Source organism: Haloplanus vescus (assembly GCF_900107665.1).
GTDB lineage: Archaea > Halobacteriota > Halobacteria > Halobacteriales > Haloferacaceae > Haloplanus > Haloplanus vescus.
Window position 1 is genome coordinate 104,874 of record NZ_FNQT01000004.1, and the last position, 20,617, is coordinate 125,490.

Sequence of the window (20,617 nt, forward strand, 5' to 3'; positions counted from 1 at the left end):
TAGTGCTCAGTACCCACGAGACAAGTAATTTAAACACTATGTGTTACCACTAGCTCTCGAAGAGCCGCCTTATCGAGAGGGGTAATATTGTGCCGAGTGCCATCATCGGTGTAGAAAATAGACGCAGTAACCGACCGATCAGGATATTGGTCGGCGACGACATGGTAGTAGATACTGAGCTGTTTCCGGTATTCATCTTCTGCGTGCGTTGTGAGATCGGTTTTGTAGTCGATGATCTCAACACGGTCAGATGTCACGTGGAGCAAGTCGATGATGCCGCCGATCGTTACCTTCTCGCCGTCGACGGTAAGCGGAAGGAACGCATCGATCTCGGCTCTCGTCTCACCCTCGAGTGAGTCGAGTAACGCCTTGACGTGCTCTTTGTCAGGGTTATCGCCGGTTTCGACTGCTTCACCGAGAACATACCGTTCCGCAAACTCGTGGACGTCTGACCCGAACTCCATTCCCCGGCCGCCGGTATTCCCTTCGAAGACTGCGTCATCGATGAAGGTGTGTGGTGAGTAGCTTGCCGGTCCATCAGGCTCCGGAATATCGACCGTGTAGGTCGAATGCTCGCCGGGTTCTGGGTCGAACGCAGATAGATCGGGGTCGATATCTTCGACATCAACAGGGAGTGAATCGAGGAACGAATTTGGGTCAGTACCGCCAGTCAAGACGAGGTGGCTCTCAGCACGCGTGACAGCCACATAGAGAAGCCGACGTTCCTCGTCGTAGTTCTGTGGGAGGCAGCGATTAAGAACGTCAGTCTTCCAGTCGTCGTAGACGTGTGGAACGCCGTGTGCATCCTCTGAGTACACCTTCCGCTGACGGAGGCCAATCGGGTCGGTGTAGGCAATATCGCTTCCGCTGCCACCGGAAGACGGGAATTTGTTCGCGTTCATATTTGCGAGGATGACGATCGGGTATTCGAGCCCTTTCGTCGCGTGGATCGTTTGGACAGTCACCGCGTTCGTCCCAGCCCCGGCGTCGACGTCGTGTGTACTCCCATCAGCAATCGCCTCCTCGATGAATCGGATCAGCTCTCCACGGGTGAACGTCGTCGTCCCGTGAACCGACTGAATAGTGTCGAGGACGACGTCTGCGGTCGGGCCGGAACGGCCGTACTGTTCGAACACGCGTCGGGCGACGCCGCCGAACGTCTCCAAATCCCGTAGATCCTCTCGGAATGCGACCATAGCTTCGGGATATGCCTCACGCTCGATGATCGTCTTCGTCTCGTCAATCGTGTAGCCAGCCTCTTCGAGGACGAGTGCCCACCCGCGTTCAGCGTCACGTTCGAGGATACGTAACCACGCTAACACCAGCTTCGCGGCGTCGGTCCGGAAGACCTCGATCCCACCCTCGTAGGCCATCGGCAGACCGAACGTACTCGCCGTATCGAGCAGATCCCGACCGAAATCGCGGGTTCGCGTCAACACAGCGATGTCGCCGTACTCCGGAGCGCGATACGTGCCGTCGTCGCCTTCGACGGCGTAATCATCGTTGTCGACGATTGCGTCGATCTTCGCGAGAATGGCCTCGTGTTCGTCCTCACTCGTGAGCGCCTCGATGTAGCTATCATCTCGATCTGTATCGGCAGTCAGTGGTGTAACCTGCTCGGAGATAGCCTCCGCATCCAGAGATTCGTTCTTTGTCGCACGGGCAGTCAGCGCGTGGGTAGAGAAGTCCAAGATGGACTGCGTCGACCGGTAATTCCGCGTCAGCTGCTTGTCATCAACCGGCGTCGTCGGGAACGTGACTCGATCTACGTCCCGATTCAGCTCCGCGGTAAATCGTTCGAGCCGATCGTCGAACTCGCGGATATTGTCGACGTCCGCGTACTGGAAGCTGTAGATGCTCTGTTTCCAGTCGCCGACCACACAGATGTTGTTCGTGCCGGCAAGCAGCAGCGTGAGTTTAAACTGGATCTCACTGGAGTCCTGGAACTCATCGACCATCACGTACTCGTACCCCAGTTGCTCTCGGAGGTCGTGATCCTCACACAGAAGCACGAACGCGAACAGCTGAAGGAACCCGAAGTTCAGGTAGTTCCGCCGAAGCGCGAACTCAAGATAGGCGTGATATACGTCGTGGACGAACCGCTTGAGAGCCGTTCGGTCCTCCTCGAAGACACGTTTAGCGAGGTCCGCAGGGACTTGCTTGCCATCGCCGCGGATGTCCCACTTTGCGGGCGCCTTCGGGAGATACGTCTTATCTTCACCATACTGATAGAGCTTCTTTCGAAGCTTCGATTGCTTGCTCCCGCCGTTCCGTGGTTCATTCCGGTCGGTGAACAGCGTCTCGAACGCCTCAAAGTCCCCATCGAGGTGTGACTCGCTGTCCCGGTACCAGCCATCCGCAGTGGGGAACACACCTTTTGCGGACAGTTCCTTGATCAGATCGAGTAGCTCCGACGTCTCCGACAGTGCCGTGAAGAACTCGTCATACTCTGGGTGGTTATCGATGAACTGGCCGATGAACTCACGAAACAGCGCCTGTTCGATGATTTTGTCTTCGATAATCCGTGTCGAGCCAGTGATCGTCTCTTCGATCCCGAGGGACATCGGTGCGTCGTGTCCGTATTCGTCGAGCAGGTCGTGTGACAGCGAGTGGAACGTCTGGATCGGCGCGTTCGCGAGCTCCCGCATCCCGTACTCGCTGTGACGCACTATCCGTTCCCGCATCTCCTCGGCCGCGTTGTTCGTAAAGGTCACCAACAGCACGTCTTCGGGATCGACGCCATCTTGGGCGACAATGTTTGCGTATCGCCGGGTAACGGTGAACGTCTTCCCGGTGCCAGCACCCGCGTCAACGAGATAGAGGCCATCGGTCGCCTCTATGAGTTCGCGTTGCTCCCGGTTCGGGTCGACGCCGCTCATTGTTCACCCTCTAAGAGAAGGTCACGATTGTCTACCCGTCGGTAGTTCGTCTCGTCGGCAAGCCCCTCGATGGGGAATTCCTCGTCGCCAGTGCGGCGTCGGTTGAGTTCCGTCAGTCGCTCGTCGACAAATGATTCGAACGCATCGAGATCACGTTTGAAGAATGCACCCTTCTGTCGGTCGACGATTGCTCGCATCACCTGCTTGCTCCCCGTCGTCACGTACTTGTACTCGCCAATCTCCGCTTGGAGTCGATCGATCATCGTCTGTCCGAACTCGGACTCGATGAGTTCGTCGCTATCGGTCGTCTCGACGAGCTGCGCAGCATCGAAGAGCGCGGCGTACGTCTGATAGTCAATCTTCGAGAGGATCTTTTGGCACTTCTGTGCCCCCTCCTCACGGAGATACTCGAAGAACTCCTCACGTTGCACGTGCTCGGTGAGCGATTCAGGGTAGTATGTTACAGTCGTCAACGCGTCGTCGATGTCGGCGTCGCCGGCGATCACGTCGTCGACGAGTTCGGTGACGTAGAAGAAGGTGAACGAGAGTTGGTCACCCGGACGTTGTGATCGCCAATAGGTGAGATAGAGTGCTGCCTGAAAGTCAGGCTCGTCTGTCGGCTCGTCAATCGCGGCGTGTTTGACGATTGAGGTGGCGCTGCTCTCGCTGCCACTCTTGTAGTCGAGCAGTTCTTGCTGCGACTGAACGAGGTCGATCATTCCGTTGATGCCCAATTCTTCGTCAGTAAACCGACGTTCAGTCACGGGAGAGTCGATATCGCGACCGAAGTGAGCAGCGACGGCATTATCACCCCCACTGGACGGCGTCAGAAACGCGCCCTCGGTCGGCTGGTTCGCGTCAAGATATGAGACGATCGTTTCGAGGCTCGCACGATATTCAGTGCGCCGGGTCCGTTCGTCGACGGAGCGAACCAGCGGACGGACGTCCTCGAGCATAAGTTCGACGACCTCCGAGAGTGTCTCTTCGTCAATCTCGTCCGGATGGTTGACGTAGAACTCCGCGAAGTCGTGGAGCAGGTTGCCCTCGGTGAGATACGCCTTCTCCGGACCGTCGACTATCCGGCTGAAGTAGTAGTCTCGCGGTGAGTTCACGTAGGTGTTGAGACTCGACTTGCTGATCGTCTCGACCGGGTCGGAAGTCACACCGACAGGTTCGTTCTCGAATCCGTCACCAGCTCGTGCTGCGGTTTCGATCTGATGACTTGTCGAAGGTAGATCGGAGAAGCGGTCGTACTCCGGTTCGAGGAGCTCTTCGAAGTACAGGCACGGCGTAACGGGTGATCCGCCGGTCGCATCTTGGACGAGATAGTGTTGCTGGCTGCCGCTCTGCAACAGCAGCTGGAAGCTCTTAAGATTCCGTGTGAACTGGGCGTCCTGGTCGACCCACGGACGACGTGGGGCCGAGTGGGTCCAGCGGTCGTCAAGCCCTAGGTAGAAGACAACCTCACGACCCACGTACGACGCTGATTTCGCATCGGCGAGCAAGACACCCTCGTTCTCTCGATCGACCGGCACCTCGTAGGTCTGGAGATAGAACGACAAATCGTCGAGGCGCGCTTCCGTGATGGATTCGTCCGCGATGGTGAGTGTCTCCAGTTCCTCCCGGAAGGCATCCAGCGTGTCGCCGGCGTGGCGTTCAAACACTGAAAGGGCATCCGAGAACGTGTACTCTTGGACATCGTGGCAGAAGTCGATCAGCCACTTGAGATCTCCATCGTCAAGCTCGTGCAGTCGCTTGTTTGTGTCAGCGTCGACGACGTCACAATCGAAGACCGTCAACAGCGACCGGATCTCGCTTATTCGGGTATCAGTCCCCCGGTGGGCGGTCCGGAGGAGGTGGAGGAACAACCGGTGTTCGCTGCGATCTGTGAATCCCGGCCCGCCGAAAAACGGGATATCGGCCGCTTCGAGCGCGGACTCGATAAGCGGTGAGTATTCGCTTTCCTGATCGAGAACAATCCCGACGTTATCAGCGTTCTCGTCATCGACGGAATCGACGACGGTCTCGACGATCGCAGTCGGCGAATCGTGTATACGGAACGGCGGGAGCTCGAACTCGGTATCAGCGAAGAGGTCGACCGTGTCGTACTCGGCAGGCAGATACGCTCGTTCGAGCTGGGTGAGCATCGCCGGCTCGACGACGACCACGTCGAAATTCGGATCGATGGTCTCGTTTGTGAGCTTCATCGAGGCGGTCTCGAGTTTCGCGATTCGCTCCACAGCTCGTTCGGTGGCATCGTCGACGTAGCCGTCGTACTCGAAGATAGCGTCGTGTGACCCTCGGTGTTCCCAACACTGGAGGATATTCCCAACCGCGTATGCACAGCGCTTCCAGGAGAGGTCCTCGTGATCAAGCATACCGAGGAAAGCGAGACGGTCCTCGGACTCTTGGCGTCGACCAACTGCAAGTCGGCGTGGTGGGATCGCGAACGGACCGAGATGCGAACGATCGAGGTGGCGGTTGAGAGCACTTGCAAGCGGCCCATCCGGAGTGATCACCCGGTCGTACGATCGAACCTCTTCGTAGAGTTGGCCTGGCGATTTGGCGCGGGGAAATGGCACGCTCAGAGACAGTCAGTGATGTCGGTTAAATCTTTGTCAGTTAGATCAGGCTTTGGAAATGTACAGCTTCAGAACGACGGTCGTGAGTCCTATAGCCCGGACCGTCGTTCTGTATGAATGGAAGATTCAAACCTCACAAACACCGCTCACAACTCACGGCGGGTACTTGAATGTCTCTTCGACCCGTCGTTGCAACTTGTGATCTGAAGACTCCGACGAGAATCGGAATTCGCGGATATCCTCCAGCGTCACCCCACCAGTAATCTCACCTGGCTTCCCCATCACCTGATTAAAATACACGTTCTCGTTCACGTCCGTATACAGCACGTGTAGCTGGAAGGAAACATATCGAATCCCGGCGTCATACAGTCGCTGAGTTGTCTCAAACACTGGCGACCGGACGTACTCGGCTCGACCCTCTTCGCCGTGGAACACCTCCTCAAACTCAACTTGCGTGCTGAACTCGACACGGCCTTCATTTGGGCTTAACACCCCGCCCTCCCGTGAGTTATTTTCAAACTGGTCTCCCTCGGTCCTGTTCAACGGGAAGTATCTTGGGAGGATCTCGAATCCGTCACCGGCGGGAGTGAGGAAACACGCGTCCTCTATGTCGATAGGCGTCCCTTCTCCGGGGTCTGGATCGTAACTGACGACGAGTGTGGGCCGAACATACAGGTTCTGAGCGACGCCTTCACCGAGATTTTCCAGCTGGATCGTGAGAATATCGAACGTGCTGCCTCGGCCGCTTTTCGACTGGGTCTCCCTCCTTCGACTCTTCACGACTGGTTTGCTTTGCCGCTCGATAGTGTCTTGCAGGTCCTCGGTCGGAACCTCAGTATTTGACTGCCAGAAGACGAAGTTCTCGACGAAAACGGCCTTCACTGCAGTAAAGCTGAATTGAGGGATATAGTCACGGAAACGTTCGAACATACTGGTTAACCGTCACTCGTTGATAATAAATGGGTGGTCGGGGTACTCGAAGACAGGGAATGGAAGACATCCCGCAACCCTCACCGGACCCGTACGACCCGGACGACACAGTGCGCGTGTATCTCGACCCGGATGACCCGGACAGTCGCTTCCACGGCGTCCGCTGCGAGGTCGTAGACCGGTTCGCCGACGACTTAGACCGAGAGAGCGGGCGCGACTCGGACCGGTTCACGTACCGTGTACGCGCCGTTGAGGACGGTGGCGTACTTCCCGTCGAATTTCGGCACGCAGATCTCGTCCCCGAAGAGTAGCCGCGTCGCCGTCTAATCGTCCGCTTCGGCCGCTTCCGCGGCGTCCACGTTCAACGTCACGTCCTGCTTCCGCTCCGGTGCCGGCGGCTTCCCATCAGGGTACAGCTCCTGCATCGTTTGATGATACGCGACGAGACCCATCTGGTTAGAGATATGGACCATGTCGCTTCCGTCGAGACCGTACAAGTCCTGTAGTGCTTGCTCGATCTTCCAGTCCGTTTCTCCACCTAACTCCCCGTCACCGGCCAGCAACTCCTCGACACACTCTGCGATTTTCTCTGCCGTCTCCACGCCCTCCTCTGTCGTTAGCTTCGCAACAGGGATCGGGAGCGACCGGATTTTCGTCTGTGTCAGCTTAGCGAATGCCTGCGCAGCATCAATTTCACCGAACCGTTTGAACACGTAGTAATGGAATACGCGGGAGTTCAACGCGCCTAACAGGAACTTGTGGTACGTTTCCGTGTTCAATCCGTCTGGGATATTCTCCGGGACGGTCCACTTCCCGTCATACTCCTCGTCATCAGGGTCAATGTCAACGTACCAGTTCCGCATTTCACTCCGGTCGTCCCGGATTTTGTAGATGTAGACGCTTTGCGGGCAGTACACGGGATCACCGTGGTACGCGACGGACAGACCTACACCGGCTTGCCTGATGAACACTTTATCCCCGCGATAGATCTCCTCGTCCTTGTACTGAATTCCGTTGTACCCGGTGTCTAACCCTTTCAGCGTCAAGTGATCGTACCGTTCCCCGAAGGAATCCCCGTCCATGTACGTCACATCACCGTCTGCCGGGTCGTCGGAAACGATGTACTCTTCCCCGAGCTTGTTCTGGTACTCGAATTCAGTCTCACAGTCGGGGCACGTTTTCTTCGTGTCCGGGTCACGTCCTCGCGGCGGCGGCATCCACACTCCGCATGCGGGGCACTGAATGATGTGCCCGGCTTTGTTAAGCTCAACTCCGCGGTGTGATTCACATAACGCACCGAGCGGAATTGAGTTCGACTGCATCGTCCCGAGTATCTCGTCGTCTGTAGTGTAGCGGAACGGCTCGATCTCCCCGGACTCGATGCACCGGTCCTGCGGGATATCGAATGAATACGCCGACTCCAGCTGTGACAGGCTCAACTCACCTTCTATCGCCGCTCGCCGGTCATCGTCTACGAGCGTCATGCTACGGAACGTATTCCCGTCGCTCGGATCCTCGTTCCGGACTTGCAGCGTCGTGGTGTTCATCCGGATTTCTGGACCGAACCAGTCGGCTCCGAGCATATGGTACCGTTCGAACGTGTAGTTCCCCAGTAAGTGCTCGCGGACACCGGAGTGGTCCGGATTCAACAGGGTTTGCGGGAGTACGAACGCTAACCGTCCGTCGTCGTTCAAGTATTTCAGTGCGACGAGAATGAACAGTTCGTACGTGTCGAGATTATCGACGTCGAATTCGTCGCCGAACTCGTCACTCAACCACTCCGCGGCTTCGGGACTCACCTGCCCGCCCCACGGCGGATTCCCGATAATCAGGTCGAATTCGCCGAATCCGGGCGTTTCATCCTCGTCTTCGAATTGGATTTCACCGTCGAGTGCGTCTTGCGACGCGAAATTCCCAGTAAGCATACCGAGCGACGTATTCTTCCGCGCGCTGCGTAGCCACACGGAGAGTTTCGAGATTTCAATCGCTTCCTGCAGCAGGTCGTTACCATGCAGCGATTTGTCGAGAATGTCGATTTCAGTCTGCTCGTACGATTCAAGTGAAACTTGGTAGTGACCGTCGGATCCGGTCGCTCGTGCGGATCGGAGCTTTTCGTGCACCCGTCGCGCCTCACGACTCAAGTGGTTGAAACAAGAAACCAGGAACGCACCGGACCCGCACGCGATGTCCGCGATTCGGATGTTGACAATTTCCTTCAGGTAGGCTTCAAGGAATTCCTTGTCGGGGTTCTCCATCTCCATCTCCCCGTTCTCAAGGTCTAACTCGTCCCGAATCTTCGTGCGCTTGTCCTGTAGAAGGTCCTGTATCGCGTGCTCGGCGACGTACTCGGTGAGACCCTCCCGCGTGAAGTACAGGCCATAGTCCCCTCGGTCACCGCTGAACGGGTTCGATTCGCCTTCTGCGAGGTTCGCTCGCACCTGCTCGATATCACCCACGCTCTCCTCGAAGATACGGCCGAGAACGTGCTCATTCAGGTCTTGGTGGAAGTCGTACTCGTAGAACCCGTACACGCCGTTAATCGTCGTATCCCCGATCTCGTATTCCCGAGTGAACAACTCGTCCGGGAGGGTCACTGACTGCAGCACTTCGTCCTCCTCGAACAACCCGCCGTCGTACCCGAAGATATCGTACGGGTACTCGTCCGGGCTCCCAGTGTCGATGACTCTGAACATATCCTGAATGAGCGGGTAGATTTTCCGGTCGTCCAGCGTCGGGAGTGTCGCGCCGGTGCTGACGACGTCCTCAAGCAGGTCGTCCGGGAGTAGTCCGGACGGGTGGTCTGAGAAGAAGCAAATTACGAGACCGCGGTGTATCAGGGTTTGAGCGGCTTGAATCGCGGCGAGTTGCCCGTCGCTGGATTCGCCGAGCTCCGGGGCTTCGTTGATAATTTCCTCGTACACGTCCTCCACAGCTTCCCGGTAGAATTGGTAGAAGTCCTCGGTGAGTTCCAACCGTTCGGACAGGTTCTGCGCCATGAGGTCCTCGATGTCCGAATCGGCATCCTCACCGATTAGGAACCGTCGGTGCATAATGAAGTAGAATTCCCAGAACGTCTCGGTCAACTCACCGTCGGCGTCAAGGAACTCGTCGATCTCCCACTCCTCGTAATGGTCGATACTGCCGTGGTGGTACAACCTGACTACTTCCATGTTCGACGCGACAACCCACCGAACGGACAGACCGTTCGTGATCGCGTACTCGAATGCCTGCTCCACCGGTGATTTGAGGCGCGATGGATCGACTTTATCGAGGTCCGTCCCCGGGTCTTTCAGCTCTCCGACGACTTTCCTGACGTCTTCAGTGAGATCCCCGTCGTCCTGTTCGAAGTGACCGAGTAGAACGTCGGGGAACCCGTCACCGCCTTCGGAGAGTGATTCAGGGAGGAGCTGGAATTCACCGGCGCTGCCGCGCGGTCGAGTGTATCCAAGTACATCGCTGAAAATGTCACTTACGAACGATTGCTGCAGGTTGCGCTCAGTGAGTGACGTGCTCGTTCCCGTCCAGCCTTCCACGGCATCAACAATGTCGTCGGTATCGACTGGGCGTTCGACTTCCTGTTGCTGTAAGTACTCATCCACTAGGTCCGCGTCGAAGAGAGAGTGCTGATTAGTCGGCAAGGATATTGGGTTCTTTCTTATACAGGATACTTTGTTCTATCCCTTAACCAGTCACGGCGCCATTGTCCATCCCCTTGGCCGCTATTAAAAAATTTGTCGTGTTGGGTAAATTACTGGAATTTGAGGTAGGGTATTGAGACACCTCTGACATGACCGTGTCGCTCTCGACAATGAAACAATTTTCGCCGCCCCTGAACCGTAGTTCAACCGACCGGAACACTGAATTCCCGTTGCTATCGTATCGGACACGTCTCCCCCGTCGTCCTGTCCCCGGACGGAGAGTACGATTTTGAATGGACTCGAGATACAAAGCCGAAGCACAGCTACTGTATGATGTCGTGGACTGGTTTGCTGAAAAGTACAATTCCGGCAACCAGATGCTCGTCACGTACAAGACAGCGACTATGATATCGCGGTTTTTTGAAGCACTGGGGTATGATTGACGTGGCATTGCCTTGCCAAACGCCACATTACGTTCGACCTCAGGTGTTTCCGGAAATGCTTGGTTTCCTCAAAACGAACCGCATCACAGCGTGGTCAAACTCGGATTGAACTGAGATTGAATAGTACTTTCCGGAAACACCCCGGTCACGTTTTTAGTACTAGCCAGAAAACCAGTCTATCAATCAAAGATGATCCGCGATGCTCGCGTTCTCCGCGCCGGGTTCGTCCCTCGGGAAGTTGAGCATCGCGACGCCGAAGTTAACCACCTCTCCAGCGTTCTTGAGCCCATCACGAACGGGGAACCCGCCGACACAGCCATCGTCACTGGACCCAGCGGCGCCGGCAAGACCTGCATCTCGCAGTTCGTCACCGAACGACTCCGGGAAGAGGTCCTCGACGTCGAGACCACCTACGTCAACTGCTGGCGCAACTACACGCGGTTCCGCACGCTCTACCAGATCCTCGACGACCTCGGCGCGACCATCGACATCCACCGACAATCGACGCCGCACGACGAACTCGTCGACCGCCTCCAGCAGCACGACGGCCCGCGAACCGTCGTCATTCTCGACGAGGTCGACCAACTGGAGGACCCCAGCGTCATCTACGACCTCCACAGCCTCCCGCAGTTTGCGATCATCTGCATCGCGAACAAGGAGGAGGAGCTGTTCAGCCGCGTCGACGACCGGCTCGTGAGTCGGCTCCGTTCGAGTGAACACGTCCGGATGGACAAGTACCACGACGAGCAGCTGTACGACATTCTGAGTGCGCGGGCGAAGTGGGGCCTCGATGAGGACGTCATCACCGACGACCAGCTCTACCGGATCGCCGACGCGGCCGCCGGCGACGCCCGCCTCGCAATCGGCATCCTCCGAACAGCCGCCGGCAAGGCCGATCGTGAGAACCACGAGCGCATCACCGACGATATTCTCCTGGACGCCGCCGAGGATGCTCGGGCCCAGATCAAGCAGAAGAGCCTCGACTCGCTCACGCCGCACCAGCGCGTCGTCTACGACATCGTTCGCGAGCACGGCCCGGTCGGGCCGAGCGAGATTCACGAGCGCTATACCGAGGACGTCGATGACCCACGGACGAAGCGGACTATCCGCACGTATCTCTCGAAGATGGAGCAGTACAACCTCCTCGAGGCGGAAGGCACGAGTCGGGATCGAGAGTACTCGCTCGTCGATTCGGCAGCTGCATCGCCGATGCAGTGACCGTGACGCCGTCAGCTATCAGGAACTGAACTCGCCGAGGCCCGATTGCTCGTGGTCCAGCGGCTCGATGACCTGGGGATCGTCGTTGCCAGGGTTGTTGACTCGCGTCGAGATCTCATAAGCGTCTAGGTCGTCCTTCGGGTACGGCTGGCACAGTTCCTTGCGGGTGTCCGGGTCTGCGGCGAGCCAGTCGGACTCGGCGTCCTGCGGGAGGACGACCGGCATCCGGTCGTGGATTGAGTTCATCAGGTCGTTCGGCTCCGTCGTGAGAATCGTGACGCACGAGATCGTCTCGTCGTCGCCCTCCCAGACGTCCCAGAGCCCAGCCATCGCGAATGCGGGGTCGTCCTCCCGGTAAATCCGGTAGGGCTGCTTCGACCCGCCGTTCGGCGATTTCCATTCGTAGAACCCTGACGAGGGGACGAGGCAGGGACGTGATTTCCACGCCCGCTCGAAGACGCGTTTCTCGTCGGCAGTCTCGGAGCGAGCGTTGATGATGCCCTCCTCGGGCTCGTCCGCCCAGAACGGAATCAACCCCCAGTGGTAGGCGTCAATCTCGTCGGAGGCCTCGTTCGTGATGATGTGGAGGTCGTCGCCAGGCGCGATGTTGTATCGGGGTGTGTACCCGCCGTCCGCGACGACCTCGGCATCGAAGCGGGCCTCGAGGTCTGCTTGGTCGATGAAGAGCGAGTTTCGGCCACACATACCGAGGAGTTCGGAGGGTAGCATCTTCAACGTAATCGCACAGGAACTTCGCGTCAGCGCCGATGTTCTTAACCAACAAACAGCCCCGGAAGATCCGGTGTGTTGGTTAACTGAGCAGCAGCGGAAATAGTCAATCGTCCGCAAAACACGACGACCGAGATTGGGCTGCCATCTATCTCGTGGCTTTCCTGAAACGCGGAAGCGCCACGGCGAAGCGTATCGGGACTGTGGACAACTAGTAAACTCGCCCAGATCGCGCCCATTGACATCCTCCCATCCTTAGGGGAATGGGATTCCTCCGGTGGGGATATTGGCTATGCCGCACCCACGGAGGCAAGTTTCCCCGTGCGAGTACTCCGGTTTGTGCGCTCCTCGTTGGGACTGGCCCTCTCGGGAGAGCGTGAGAACTCCGACCAAATGTGGTCGTCCCACTTGAGGCGCACAGGCCGTGCCATCGACCCGACGTCCAGATTTACGCCAGCCTGTCGTTCGAGGAATGTCCGTGACGCACCGAGGTCGGCGTGCCCCTCGTAGCCACACGAACAGCGGAACACGTTGCCGTCCCGCTCCGTCTTCTCTCGTTCGCCACACACTGGACACTCCGCCGTCGTGTATGCTTCTGAGCGGACTTCGACCGTGATACCGTACTCCTCGGCGGTCGTGGCGAGACGATCGATGAACGAGCGATACGCCCAGAACTGGTGGGTTTTCTCGTTCACTTCCGCGCTCCAGTAGTCCACCAGCACGTCCGTAAGGTCGCCGACGTACACCGTATCGACACCTTCGTCGTATAGTCGCTCGATCAAATTCCGCACGAGAGCGTCTTGGGCGTGGTCGCGGCGGCGCGTTCGCTTGCGGTACAGGGATCGAATCCGCTGACTGCTGTTTCGGCCCTCTTGGAGTTTCGATTGGAGCCTCGCGATTTCTTCGGTGGTTTCACGGAAGCGGGCGAACAGGTCGCGTCCCTCGTAGAGATACTGCTGGCCGGTGGTGGTGGTACAAGCGACGAGGTTGTTCGCGCCTACATCCAGAGCAGCCGATTCGTCGGCTAGTGGTGAATCCTGTCGAGAATCCGGGACAGTGACAGGCTGAATGGCTCTGAACGTGTCGTCGATCTCGTCGAAGTACAGTTCCAATCGGCCCTGTTCGCCGTCCCACTTGGGAGCGCCGCAGACTTCGAGCCGTAGGCGGTCGTAGTAGCCAAGTCCGTACTCATCTTTCAGGTCTTGGCCGACCGGGATTTCGAGGCGACTCCGTTCACCAGTTTCGATGGTGTAGGAGTCATTACGGATGTACGTCCGCAACTCTCTACCGGCCTCCTCGTTGCCCCAGTAACCGGGCGGGGCGGCGTCCTCGCCATCTTCGCAGGCGGCGAAGAACGACCGCCACGCCTCGCTGTTCTTACGGATGACTTGTTGGGCAGTAGCGGAGCCGAGGACACCGACGTACTGTTTTCGGTAGTCGGCAGTATCCCATACGGAGTCGCCGTCGAAGAAGTTCTGACGGCGCTCGTAGTTCAGTTCGTTCCACAGGCTGGCGGAGGCGTCCAACAACTCGCGGAGCAGTTGCTCATCCTGCTCGGAGAGCGGTCGCACCGCGAACGTATTGGTTCGCCTCACGACAACAGACATTTGTTTCTGAATGTCTAAATGTCTTTTGGACACAAACGATGCGACCGAACATCGACATCTCGCACACACTGAATGGGCGGGTGAAAGACTACGCCGAACAAGAGGACAAGCACCTCGAAGAAGCCTATCAAGAGATTATCGAAGCCGGTCTAGAGGCGGTGGAAAATCCAGACAAGCCGTAGCACCTGGATTGTGGGGCCGTGTTGTCGCTCAGACCCAGCCTGAAAGGATGGGCCCACTCGCTACGAACCATCCGAACCAAGGTCATTCTGGAAGCCTTCTCGGAAACCTTCGGACGGTCGCCAAAATCCAGCGCCTGAGTCCGATTTACCGCATTACTCAGTCATTCCTTGGAAATGCGGAAGCGACACGCCGCGGCTTATCTGGTACGTGGCCATCTATTGGAGTATGCCCGACCGCTCCACATCGACGTCGAACCGATTGGCGGTAGACCAGCCAACACGGAGCGCTGACCGCAACCAGAATCTGGCTAATCAAGCCGACCCCGCGACGGACGGAATGCTGCTTCCCTCCCTTGAGGACGGTATAACTCTCCTTGATGTCGAAGGTGATCGGGGTGTACCGATTCTTCAGTCATTGGTACTCGATCATCTCCTCTTACATGACGGGCCCGCTTTCTGGATTGACGCAAACGGCCATGCGACGACGGCCACGCTGACGCAGATAGCCCCCAGTCAACGGTTGCTCAACCGAATCCACGTGGCACGCGGATTTACCGCCTACCAGCACTACGGTGCCAGCTGTGATCTCCCGACGGCAGTGAACAAGTCGATCCAGATGTCCACCACCGACGCCGGCCCGGCCGGTCGACAACCGAGTCGCGACGAGGACACGTCGTCCCACACGCCCGCTCTCATCGTCGCGCCGGCCGTCGACGCCCAGTACCGCGCCGACGATACCCTCGGCGAGACTCACGCGAAAACCCTCCAGGCCCGAACCCTCGCCCGGCTAGTGACCTACGCCGAGGGGTATGACATCCCGGTGCTCGTTACGCGAAACGAACGAAACGAATTCACCGAATCAATCGCGACGGTCGCCGACCACCACCTGGAGTGCGAGCAAACCCGGATGGGGCCGCGGGTCGTCGGCGAGGACTTCGAGACGCTCGTCTATCCCGTCGACGACGGCGCGTACTACCAGACGACGTTCGCGTACTGGCGGCAGCTGCTCGCGGCACGCGCCACGCAGGTCGGCGTGGAACCGACGACGCCGGCGCCGTCGACGCCGACTCCCAAAGGCGTCGGGACGGGCGTCACAGCTGACGGTGAGACGGTGTCGGCTACCGCGAATCCCCTGCTCGATGCGTGGACCGCGACCGGAACAGGAGGTCGATAGCGATGGGGCGCACAAACCCGACGTACCGAGATGCGCTGCGGGCCATCGAAGAGCGCTGGACGGAGTTCCGCCGGGCACTGCGGCGTCGCGACCAGCCGCGCTTCGACCGACTATTCGAGTACGCCCGCGAGCACGCCGACGCGAGCGGGCTGTTGAACCACCAGAACCCGCTGCTGCCGGCGCTACTCAGCATCGATCTCGAACAGGAGGCCCGCCTCGACGACCACGAGGAACGCCTCGAGGAGCTCGAAGCCGCGGTCGCAGCACGCGATGACCAGGAGAGTGCCCCACCGGACGCGAACCCGTGACGATGTCGTTCAGTATCGACTTTCTGGACGACGGCCGCGTCCTGGAGTGGGAGGCAACTGCCGACAGCGCCGTGGCGACCGAGCGCCAAGACTACACCCCACGCTTCTACGTCGCCGCTCGCGACCCTGATGCCGACCTCGACCTCACGACACTCCAGTCGGTGTACGACCAGCACCCGGACGTCGTCGCGACCGAGATGGTTGCGCGACGCCCCGGCTTTCGACGAGACGAGGAGGCCGTTCTCGCAGTCGACGTTGCCCACATCGATCGCGTCACTCCACTCGCCCGGCAGGCACGCCAGCTGTCGGACTATCCAATCGGGGATCTCGCCTGTTTCAACGTCGACTTCTCGCGAGAGTTCCGGTACTGTCTGGAGACCGGCGCCGATCCGACGCCGGCGAGCGAGCTCTCGACGCTCCGTCTCAGCGTCCCGGTGACCGAAACGAGCAACGACGTCTATGGGGAACTGTCTGTCGCCGGCGACACCGTCACCGGCTCGCCGACGGATATCCTGACCGCCGTCCAGGAGGTGCTCGAAGCACACGATCCGGACGTCCTGGTCTGCTCAACCAGCGAGATCGTCCCGACGCTGTACAAGATGGCGACGGACGCCGGCGTCGGCGACTTCTCGCTGAGTCGGTGGCCGGACGTCGACTACCAGCAGCTTGCGAGCCGGTCGACGTACTCGAGCTACGGTCGCGTCGGTCACTCACCGGCGCGGTACAACGTGCCCGGACGGGCGATCATCGACGAGTCGAACACGTTCTTCTACGGGGAGACGAACCTCGAGGGCGTCATCGACCTCGTGTCGCGCTCGAAAAAGCCCGTCCAGGAGCTCGCGTGGGCGTCAATCGGGAACGTGCTGACGGCGATCCAGATCTGCGAGGCCCACGACCGCGGTGTCCTCGTCCCGTGGAACTCCTGGCGCCACGAGTTCTTCAAGCCGATGGGGACGCTCCACGACGCCGACCGTGGCGGCTTCATCTTCGCGCCCGAGGTCGGGCTTCACGAGAACGTCCACGAACTCGACTTCTCCTCGTTGTACCCGAACATCATCTGTACGCGGAACGTCTCACCGGACGTCATCCGGTGTGACTGCCACAGCGACCGCGACGACGTCCCCGGCCTCGGGTACTCGATCTGCGACGACCGGGGCTACCTTGTCGACGTGCTACAGCCGATCATCGACGCGCGCGACGAGATCAAGGCGGCCATTCGTCGCGAGAAGGAACGGAACAACCCCGACGAGGACCGGCTGGTGGAACTCGAGGGACGGTCGGGAGCGCTGAAGTGGATCCTCGTCGCCTGCTTCGGCTATCAGGGATTCAGCAACGCGAAGTTCGGCCGCATTGAGTGCCACGAGGCGATTAACGCATTCGCTCGCGAAATTCTGCTGACGGCAAAACAGCAACTGGAAGCCGGCGGCTGGCGGGTCGTCCACGGCATCGTTGACTCCATCTGGGTGACCCCGGACCCTGACGTCGACGACGAGAACCGCGAAGACCTCAAAGCACTCGCGACGGCAATCACGGAAGAGGTCGAGATCCGGCTCGAACACGAAGCCCACTACGACTGGGTGGCGTTCGTGCCGCAGCGCGAGAGCGACGCCGGCGCGTTGACGAAGTACTTCGGGAAGGTCGCCGGCGACGACGATTTCAAGATACGCGGTATCGAAGCCCGGCAGCGCTCAACCCCACCGTTCATCGAGGACGTCCAGCGGGACTGTCTCGAACGGCTCGGTGCGACTAAATCTCCGGACACCGTACTCGACTGTCTTCAGGACGCGATCAAGCGCCTCCACGCTGGAACGGTGCCGGTCGAGCAGCTCGTCGAACGGAATCGTGTCTCCAAGCCGCTGGAAGGGTACACGCAGAATACGCAGAACGTGGCGGCGCTGAAGCGGGCTCGGGACCAGGACCTCGCCATCCACCCAGGACAGGACATCGAGTACGTGGTCGTCGACGACGAGAAGAGCTCGCGAGAGCGGGTCGCGTTAGCCCACGAAGAGATAGAGTCGTACGATGCGTCGTACTACGAGACGCAACTCGTCAGAGCTGTCGAGAGTGTGCTGGCACCACTTGGCTGGGATCGGATGGAGATTCAACGCGAGATCGCGGAAACTCGGGAAACGGACTTGGACGCCTTCACCGAGATTGAGAGTGGTTAACCAACACTATCGAGGTATCGGGAGGTTTGTTGGTTAATACTGAGTGAAGACACGGAAGGGAGCTGGAGAGAATACCTCGCCCACACACCCCTCGTCCAGAGTGAAAACCAATCGGAGAGTGGGGTGAGGTCCACGGGAAACGGGGGTTCTTGTGGGGAGAAAGCAACAGGAATCGCGGAAAGACTGCTTGAGACGGGAGAACACGGAGGAAATGGAACAGCGAACACGAGCAGCGGTTCGAAACCACCCGGACGAATGCCGCCTTCGTCCTCCTTCTTGTGCTGAATGCACTTGGGGAGTGGTAGGAGGTAGGTAGTAATAAAACCTCTAGGTAATACTATGGAGATTGGTATGTTTAGAGGATCTTCGACTGTGTGACGACTGCTGTTCGAGGGATACTCGTCTCACGTCTTGTGATTTCGGTACTTTCCAGCCGACTCGTCGTGTGGTTTCCGCCGGGTCAACCGAGGGACTCTCGTAGCGTTTCACTCTGGACGAGGGGTGTGGGGGTTAGATTTCATCGTCCGCGTATTATGAGACGTTGAAGGAAAATCGTCATTCTGACTATTCGCCAACCAGCGAACCGGCATCAAAGCCGAAATCGGGATTGGTATCTCCCGATCTCCCTCATCACTCGGAATCAAGATACCCGATCCCGACAGTTCCGATTGTACCCTGCTTTGCTTCGGCTGGAGATCTGACCTGTGTCTTCACTCTTGATTGGGGGTGCCGACGAACGCTCGTCAGCATCACTCGAGGTTCACACTTCACTCCTGCTCGTCACACCTACGCTTTCACTCTGGACGAGGGGTGTCTGCCGTGCGTCAGACGTCCAGGGTCGATGTGTCCTCTCATAGAAATGATTGATTACCAGGTTCGGGAGATACACTCTGGACGGGGGGTGTCGTCTCAACCAAGTACGCTGCTCCCGTATGGAGGGCTATTCACTCTTGACCAGGGGTGTGTCAAACCCGCTCCAGTCTGGCGTTTTCACTCTGGATTGGGGGTGCCCGTCTGCGGCGGTAACTCTCGCTCCGAATCCGATTTCACTCGGGACCGACTCGACCCTTTGTGAGGATGATACGCCAGCGACAAAACATCAGAAGACGACCATAGCCCGATTTACACTCTGGTCGAGGTAGCCAAATCATTAAGTAGGTCCCATCCGCGATATCTGATATTGATGGCTGAGGAACCGTCCCAACTCTCTGACTTCGACGGCCGCTACGAGGATCCCGCTGACGATCCCCTCTTTGACTTTGATGAAGACGACCCCGACCGAGCCAACATTTTCGCTCGAAAGGAACTGCTGAAGGTTGGCCACGTCCCTGAAAGCGGCCGTATCGTCGGCCGAGATGGCGAGATCAAGGCCGTTGCTGCTGAACTCAGGCCGATCGTTCGTGGCGATCCGCCCAACAACGTGATTATTTACGGGAAAACGGGTACGGGGAAGTCGCTCGTTGCCCGTCACGTCACAGAACGAGCCCGCCGAGCCGCGGAGTCGAACGGTGTGTCCGTCGGCACGGTCTACGTCGACTGCGCGCAGCACAACACACAGACACGCGTCGCGAGGACGGTGACTCGTTCACTCAACGAAACGGACGAGACTGACTTCGATATTCCACGCGCAGGGATTGGCAGCGGGGAATACTACGACTATCTCTGGGAGATTCTGGATACTGCCTACGAGTCAGTCATCATCATTCTCGACGAGGTGGACCGACTCGATGACGATGATATTCTTATGCAGCTCTCGCGGGCTCGCGAATCGGGGAAAGCGGATTGCCACCTGGGCGTCATCGCAGTCAGCAACAAGATCGAGTATCGCGACCAGCTGAACGAACGCGTCAAGTCCAGTCTTCGCGAGGAGGAGTTCGTCTTCCAACCCTACGACGCGAATCAGCTGCGCGAGATTATGAAGCACCGACGGGACGCGTTCCACGATGGCGTTCTCTCTGATGATGTGATCCCGCTGACGGCGGCACTAGCTGCCCAAGAACACGGTGACGCCAGAAAGGCCATCGAAATTCTTCGTCACGCCGGCGAACTGGCCGAACGAGAAAACGTCGAGACGGTCGTCGAGGAACACGTTCGCGATGCCCAGGAGTGGGCTGAAATCGATCGCTTCGAGGAGCTGCTACGCGGGTCGACGACACAGGTCAAATTCATCCTCTATTCGCTCGCGCTGCTCACCGAAGAGAATCCGAACGAGGATGGATTCTCTACCAACCGAATTTACGAACGGTATCAAGCGACGACAGAGAAGGCCGATGCGAAGACTCTCAGCGAGCACCGCGTCTACGAGCTGTTGAAAGAGCAGGCGTTCCTCGGTGTCGTTGAATCTACTCGGACCGGGGGTGGCCGGGGTGAAGGCAGTTATCTCGAGCACCGGTTGGTTCAGGATACCGGCATCGTGCTGAAATCTGTCCTCCGGGATAGCCGGCTGGAAGACCTGGCCTAGCTCCCGTTTCGGTCGCTGACCACACCCCTGATCACGAGTGTATCTCTCGATACGTCGGAAACGTGGGGTGGGGGATCCGAGGTCGTCTTCTACTCCCAATAATCGACTTTGGCCGGGTGACGAAACGACGGAAACGTGGGGGGTGTGATCCCCTCGATCGTGGCTGCGTTCCCTCCACCGACCTCCAGTTACGACGGAAACGTGGGGTGGGTATTTTTTCTCCGAGTGTTACCTGTTTGGACTGACCGGACCCATTCACACTGAGGGGTGTGGGGTGGGTTGAACCCATTCACACTCT

The 20,617-nt window shown here is 58.4% G+C and carries 13 protein-coding genes; 7 read left to right on the plus strand and 6 right to left on the minus strand.

Features of this window, described 5'->3' with window-relative positions; translation table 11 throughout:
* Positions 1-29: 29 nt before the first annotated feature.
* The 3 genes from BLU18_RS12345 to BLU18_RS12355 form a co-directional block, all read right to left on the minus strand.
* Positions 30-2,879, minus strand: a complete 2,850-nt coding sequence (locus BLU18_RS12345; protein WP_092635352.1) for a UvrD-helicase domain-containing protein — start codon at positions 2,877-2,879, stop codon at positions 30-32.
* Positions 2,876-5,257: a PD-(D/E)XK nuclease family protein gene (locus tag BLU18_RS12350; protein ID WP_245697953.1), complete on the minus strand. Its 2,382-nt coding sequence runs from the start codon at positions 5,255-5,257 to the stop codon at positions 2,876-2,878. Before BLU18_RS12350 ends, BLU18_RS12345 begins: the two co-directional genes overlap by 4 nt.
* 357 nt (positions 5,258-5,614) lie before the next feature.
* On the minus strand, positions 5,615-6,391 hold the full coding sequence (locus tag BLU18_RS12355; protein WP_092635356.1) for a hypothetical protein: 777 nt from the start codon (positions 6,389-6,391) through the stop codon (positions 5,615-5,617).
* 59 nt (positions 6,392-6,450) lie between these two features.
* On the opposite strand from BLU18_RS12355, the gene BLU18_RS12360 reads away from it, so the two are divergent.
* Positions 6,451-6,702 (plus strand): DUF8139 family protein, encoded by a 252-nt coding sequence (locus BLU18_RS12360; protein ID WP_092635358.1) that lies wholly within the window; start codon positions 6,451-6,453, stop codon positions 6,700-6,702.
* A gap of 12 nt (positions 6,703-6,714) precedes the next feature.
* Here BLU18_RS12360 and BLU18_RS12365 read toward each other — a convergent pair whose 3' ends face one another.
* Entirely contained in the window at positions 6,715-9,990 is a 3,276-nt protein-coding gene (locus BLU18_RS12365; protein ID WP_092635500.1) for an N-6 DNA methylase family protein, read from the minus strand.
* A gap of 671 nt (positions 9,991-10,661) precedes the next feature.
* Here BLU18_RS12365 and BLU18_RS12370 point away from each other — a divergent pair.
* Positions 10,662-11,690: a Cdc6/Cdc18 family protein gene (locus tag BLU18_RS12370; protein ID WP_092635360.1), complete on the plus strand. Its 1,029-nt coding sequence runs from the start codon at positions 10,662-10,664 to the stop codon at positions 11,688-11,690.
* Between the two features lie 18 nt (positions 11,691-11,708).
* Here the strand turns inward: BLU18_RS12370 and BLU18_RS12375 are convergent, their stop codons facing one another.
* A complete protein-coding gene (locus tag BLU18_RS12375) occupies positions 11,709-12,395 on the minus strand; it encodes an SOS response-associated peptidase (protein ID WP_092635502.1) in 687 nt (228 codons plus the stop codon).
* Positions 12,396-12,709: 314 nt separating this feature from the next.
* On the minus strand, positions 12,710-14,026 hold the full coding sequence (locus BLU18_RS12380; protein ID WP_176791240.1) for an RNA-guided endonuclease InsQ/TnpB family protein: 1,317 nt from the start codon (positions 14,024-14,026) through the stop codon (positions 12,710-12,712).
* 38 nt (positions 14,027-14,064) lie between these two features.
* Here BLU18_RS12380 and BLU18_RS14945 point away from each other — a divergent pair, with 38 nt between their 5' ends.
* The 5 genes from BLU18_RS14945 to BLU18_RS12400 all read left to right on the plus strand — a co-directional run bounded on the left by BLU18_RS14945 (position 14,065) and on the right by BLU18_RS12400 (position 20,319).
* A complete protein-coding gene (locus BLU18_RS14945) occupies positions 14,065-14,208 on the plus strand; it encodes a hypothetical protein (RefSeq protein ID WP_176791241.1) in 144 nt (47 codons plus the stop codon).
* Between the two features lie 337 nt (positions 14,209-14,545).
* Positions 14,546-15,382, plus strand: coding sequence for a hypothetical protein (locus BLU18_RS12385; protein ID WP_092635364.1), 837 nt, complete (start codon positions 14,546-14,548; stop codon positions 15,380-15,382).
* Positions 15,383-15,384: 2 nt separating this feature from the next.
* The gene (locus tag BLU18_RS12390; RefSeq protein ID WP_092635366.1) at positions 15,385-15,690 is read left to right on the plus strand and encodes a DUF8156 family protein; all 306 of its coding nucleotides are present in this window, start codon (positions 15,385-15,387) and stop codon (positions 15,688-15,690) included.
* 2 nt (positions 15,691-15,692) lie between these two features.
* Positions 15,693-17,858 (plus strand): type B DNA-directed DNA polymerase, encoded by a 2,166-nt coding sequence (locus tag BLU18_RS12395; RefSeq protein WP_176791242.1) that lies wholly within the window; start codon positions 15,693-15,695, stop codon positions 17,856-17,858.
* A 1,183-nt stretch (positions 17,859-19,041) separates the two neighbouring features.
* Positions 19,042-20,319 carry a Cdc6/Cdc18 family protein gene (locus tag BLU18_RS12400; RefSeq protein ID WP_092635370.1) on the plus strand — a complete coding sequence of 426 codons (1,278 nt, stop codon included), beginning with the start codon at positions 19,042-19,044 and terminating at the stop codon, positions 20,317-20,319.
* Positions 20,320-20,617: the final 298 nt, after the last annotated feature.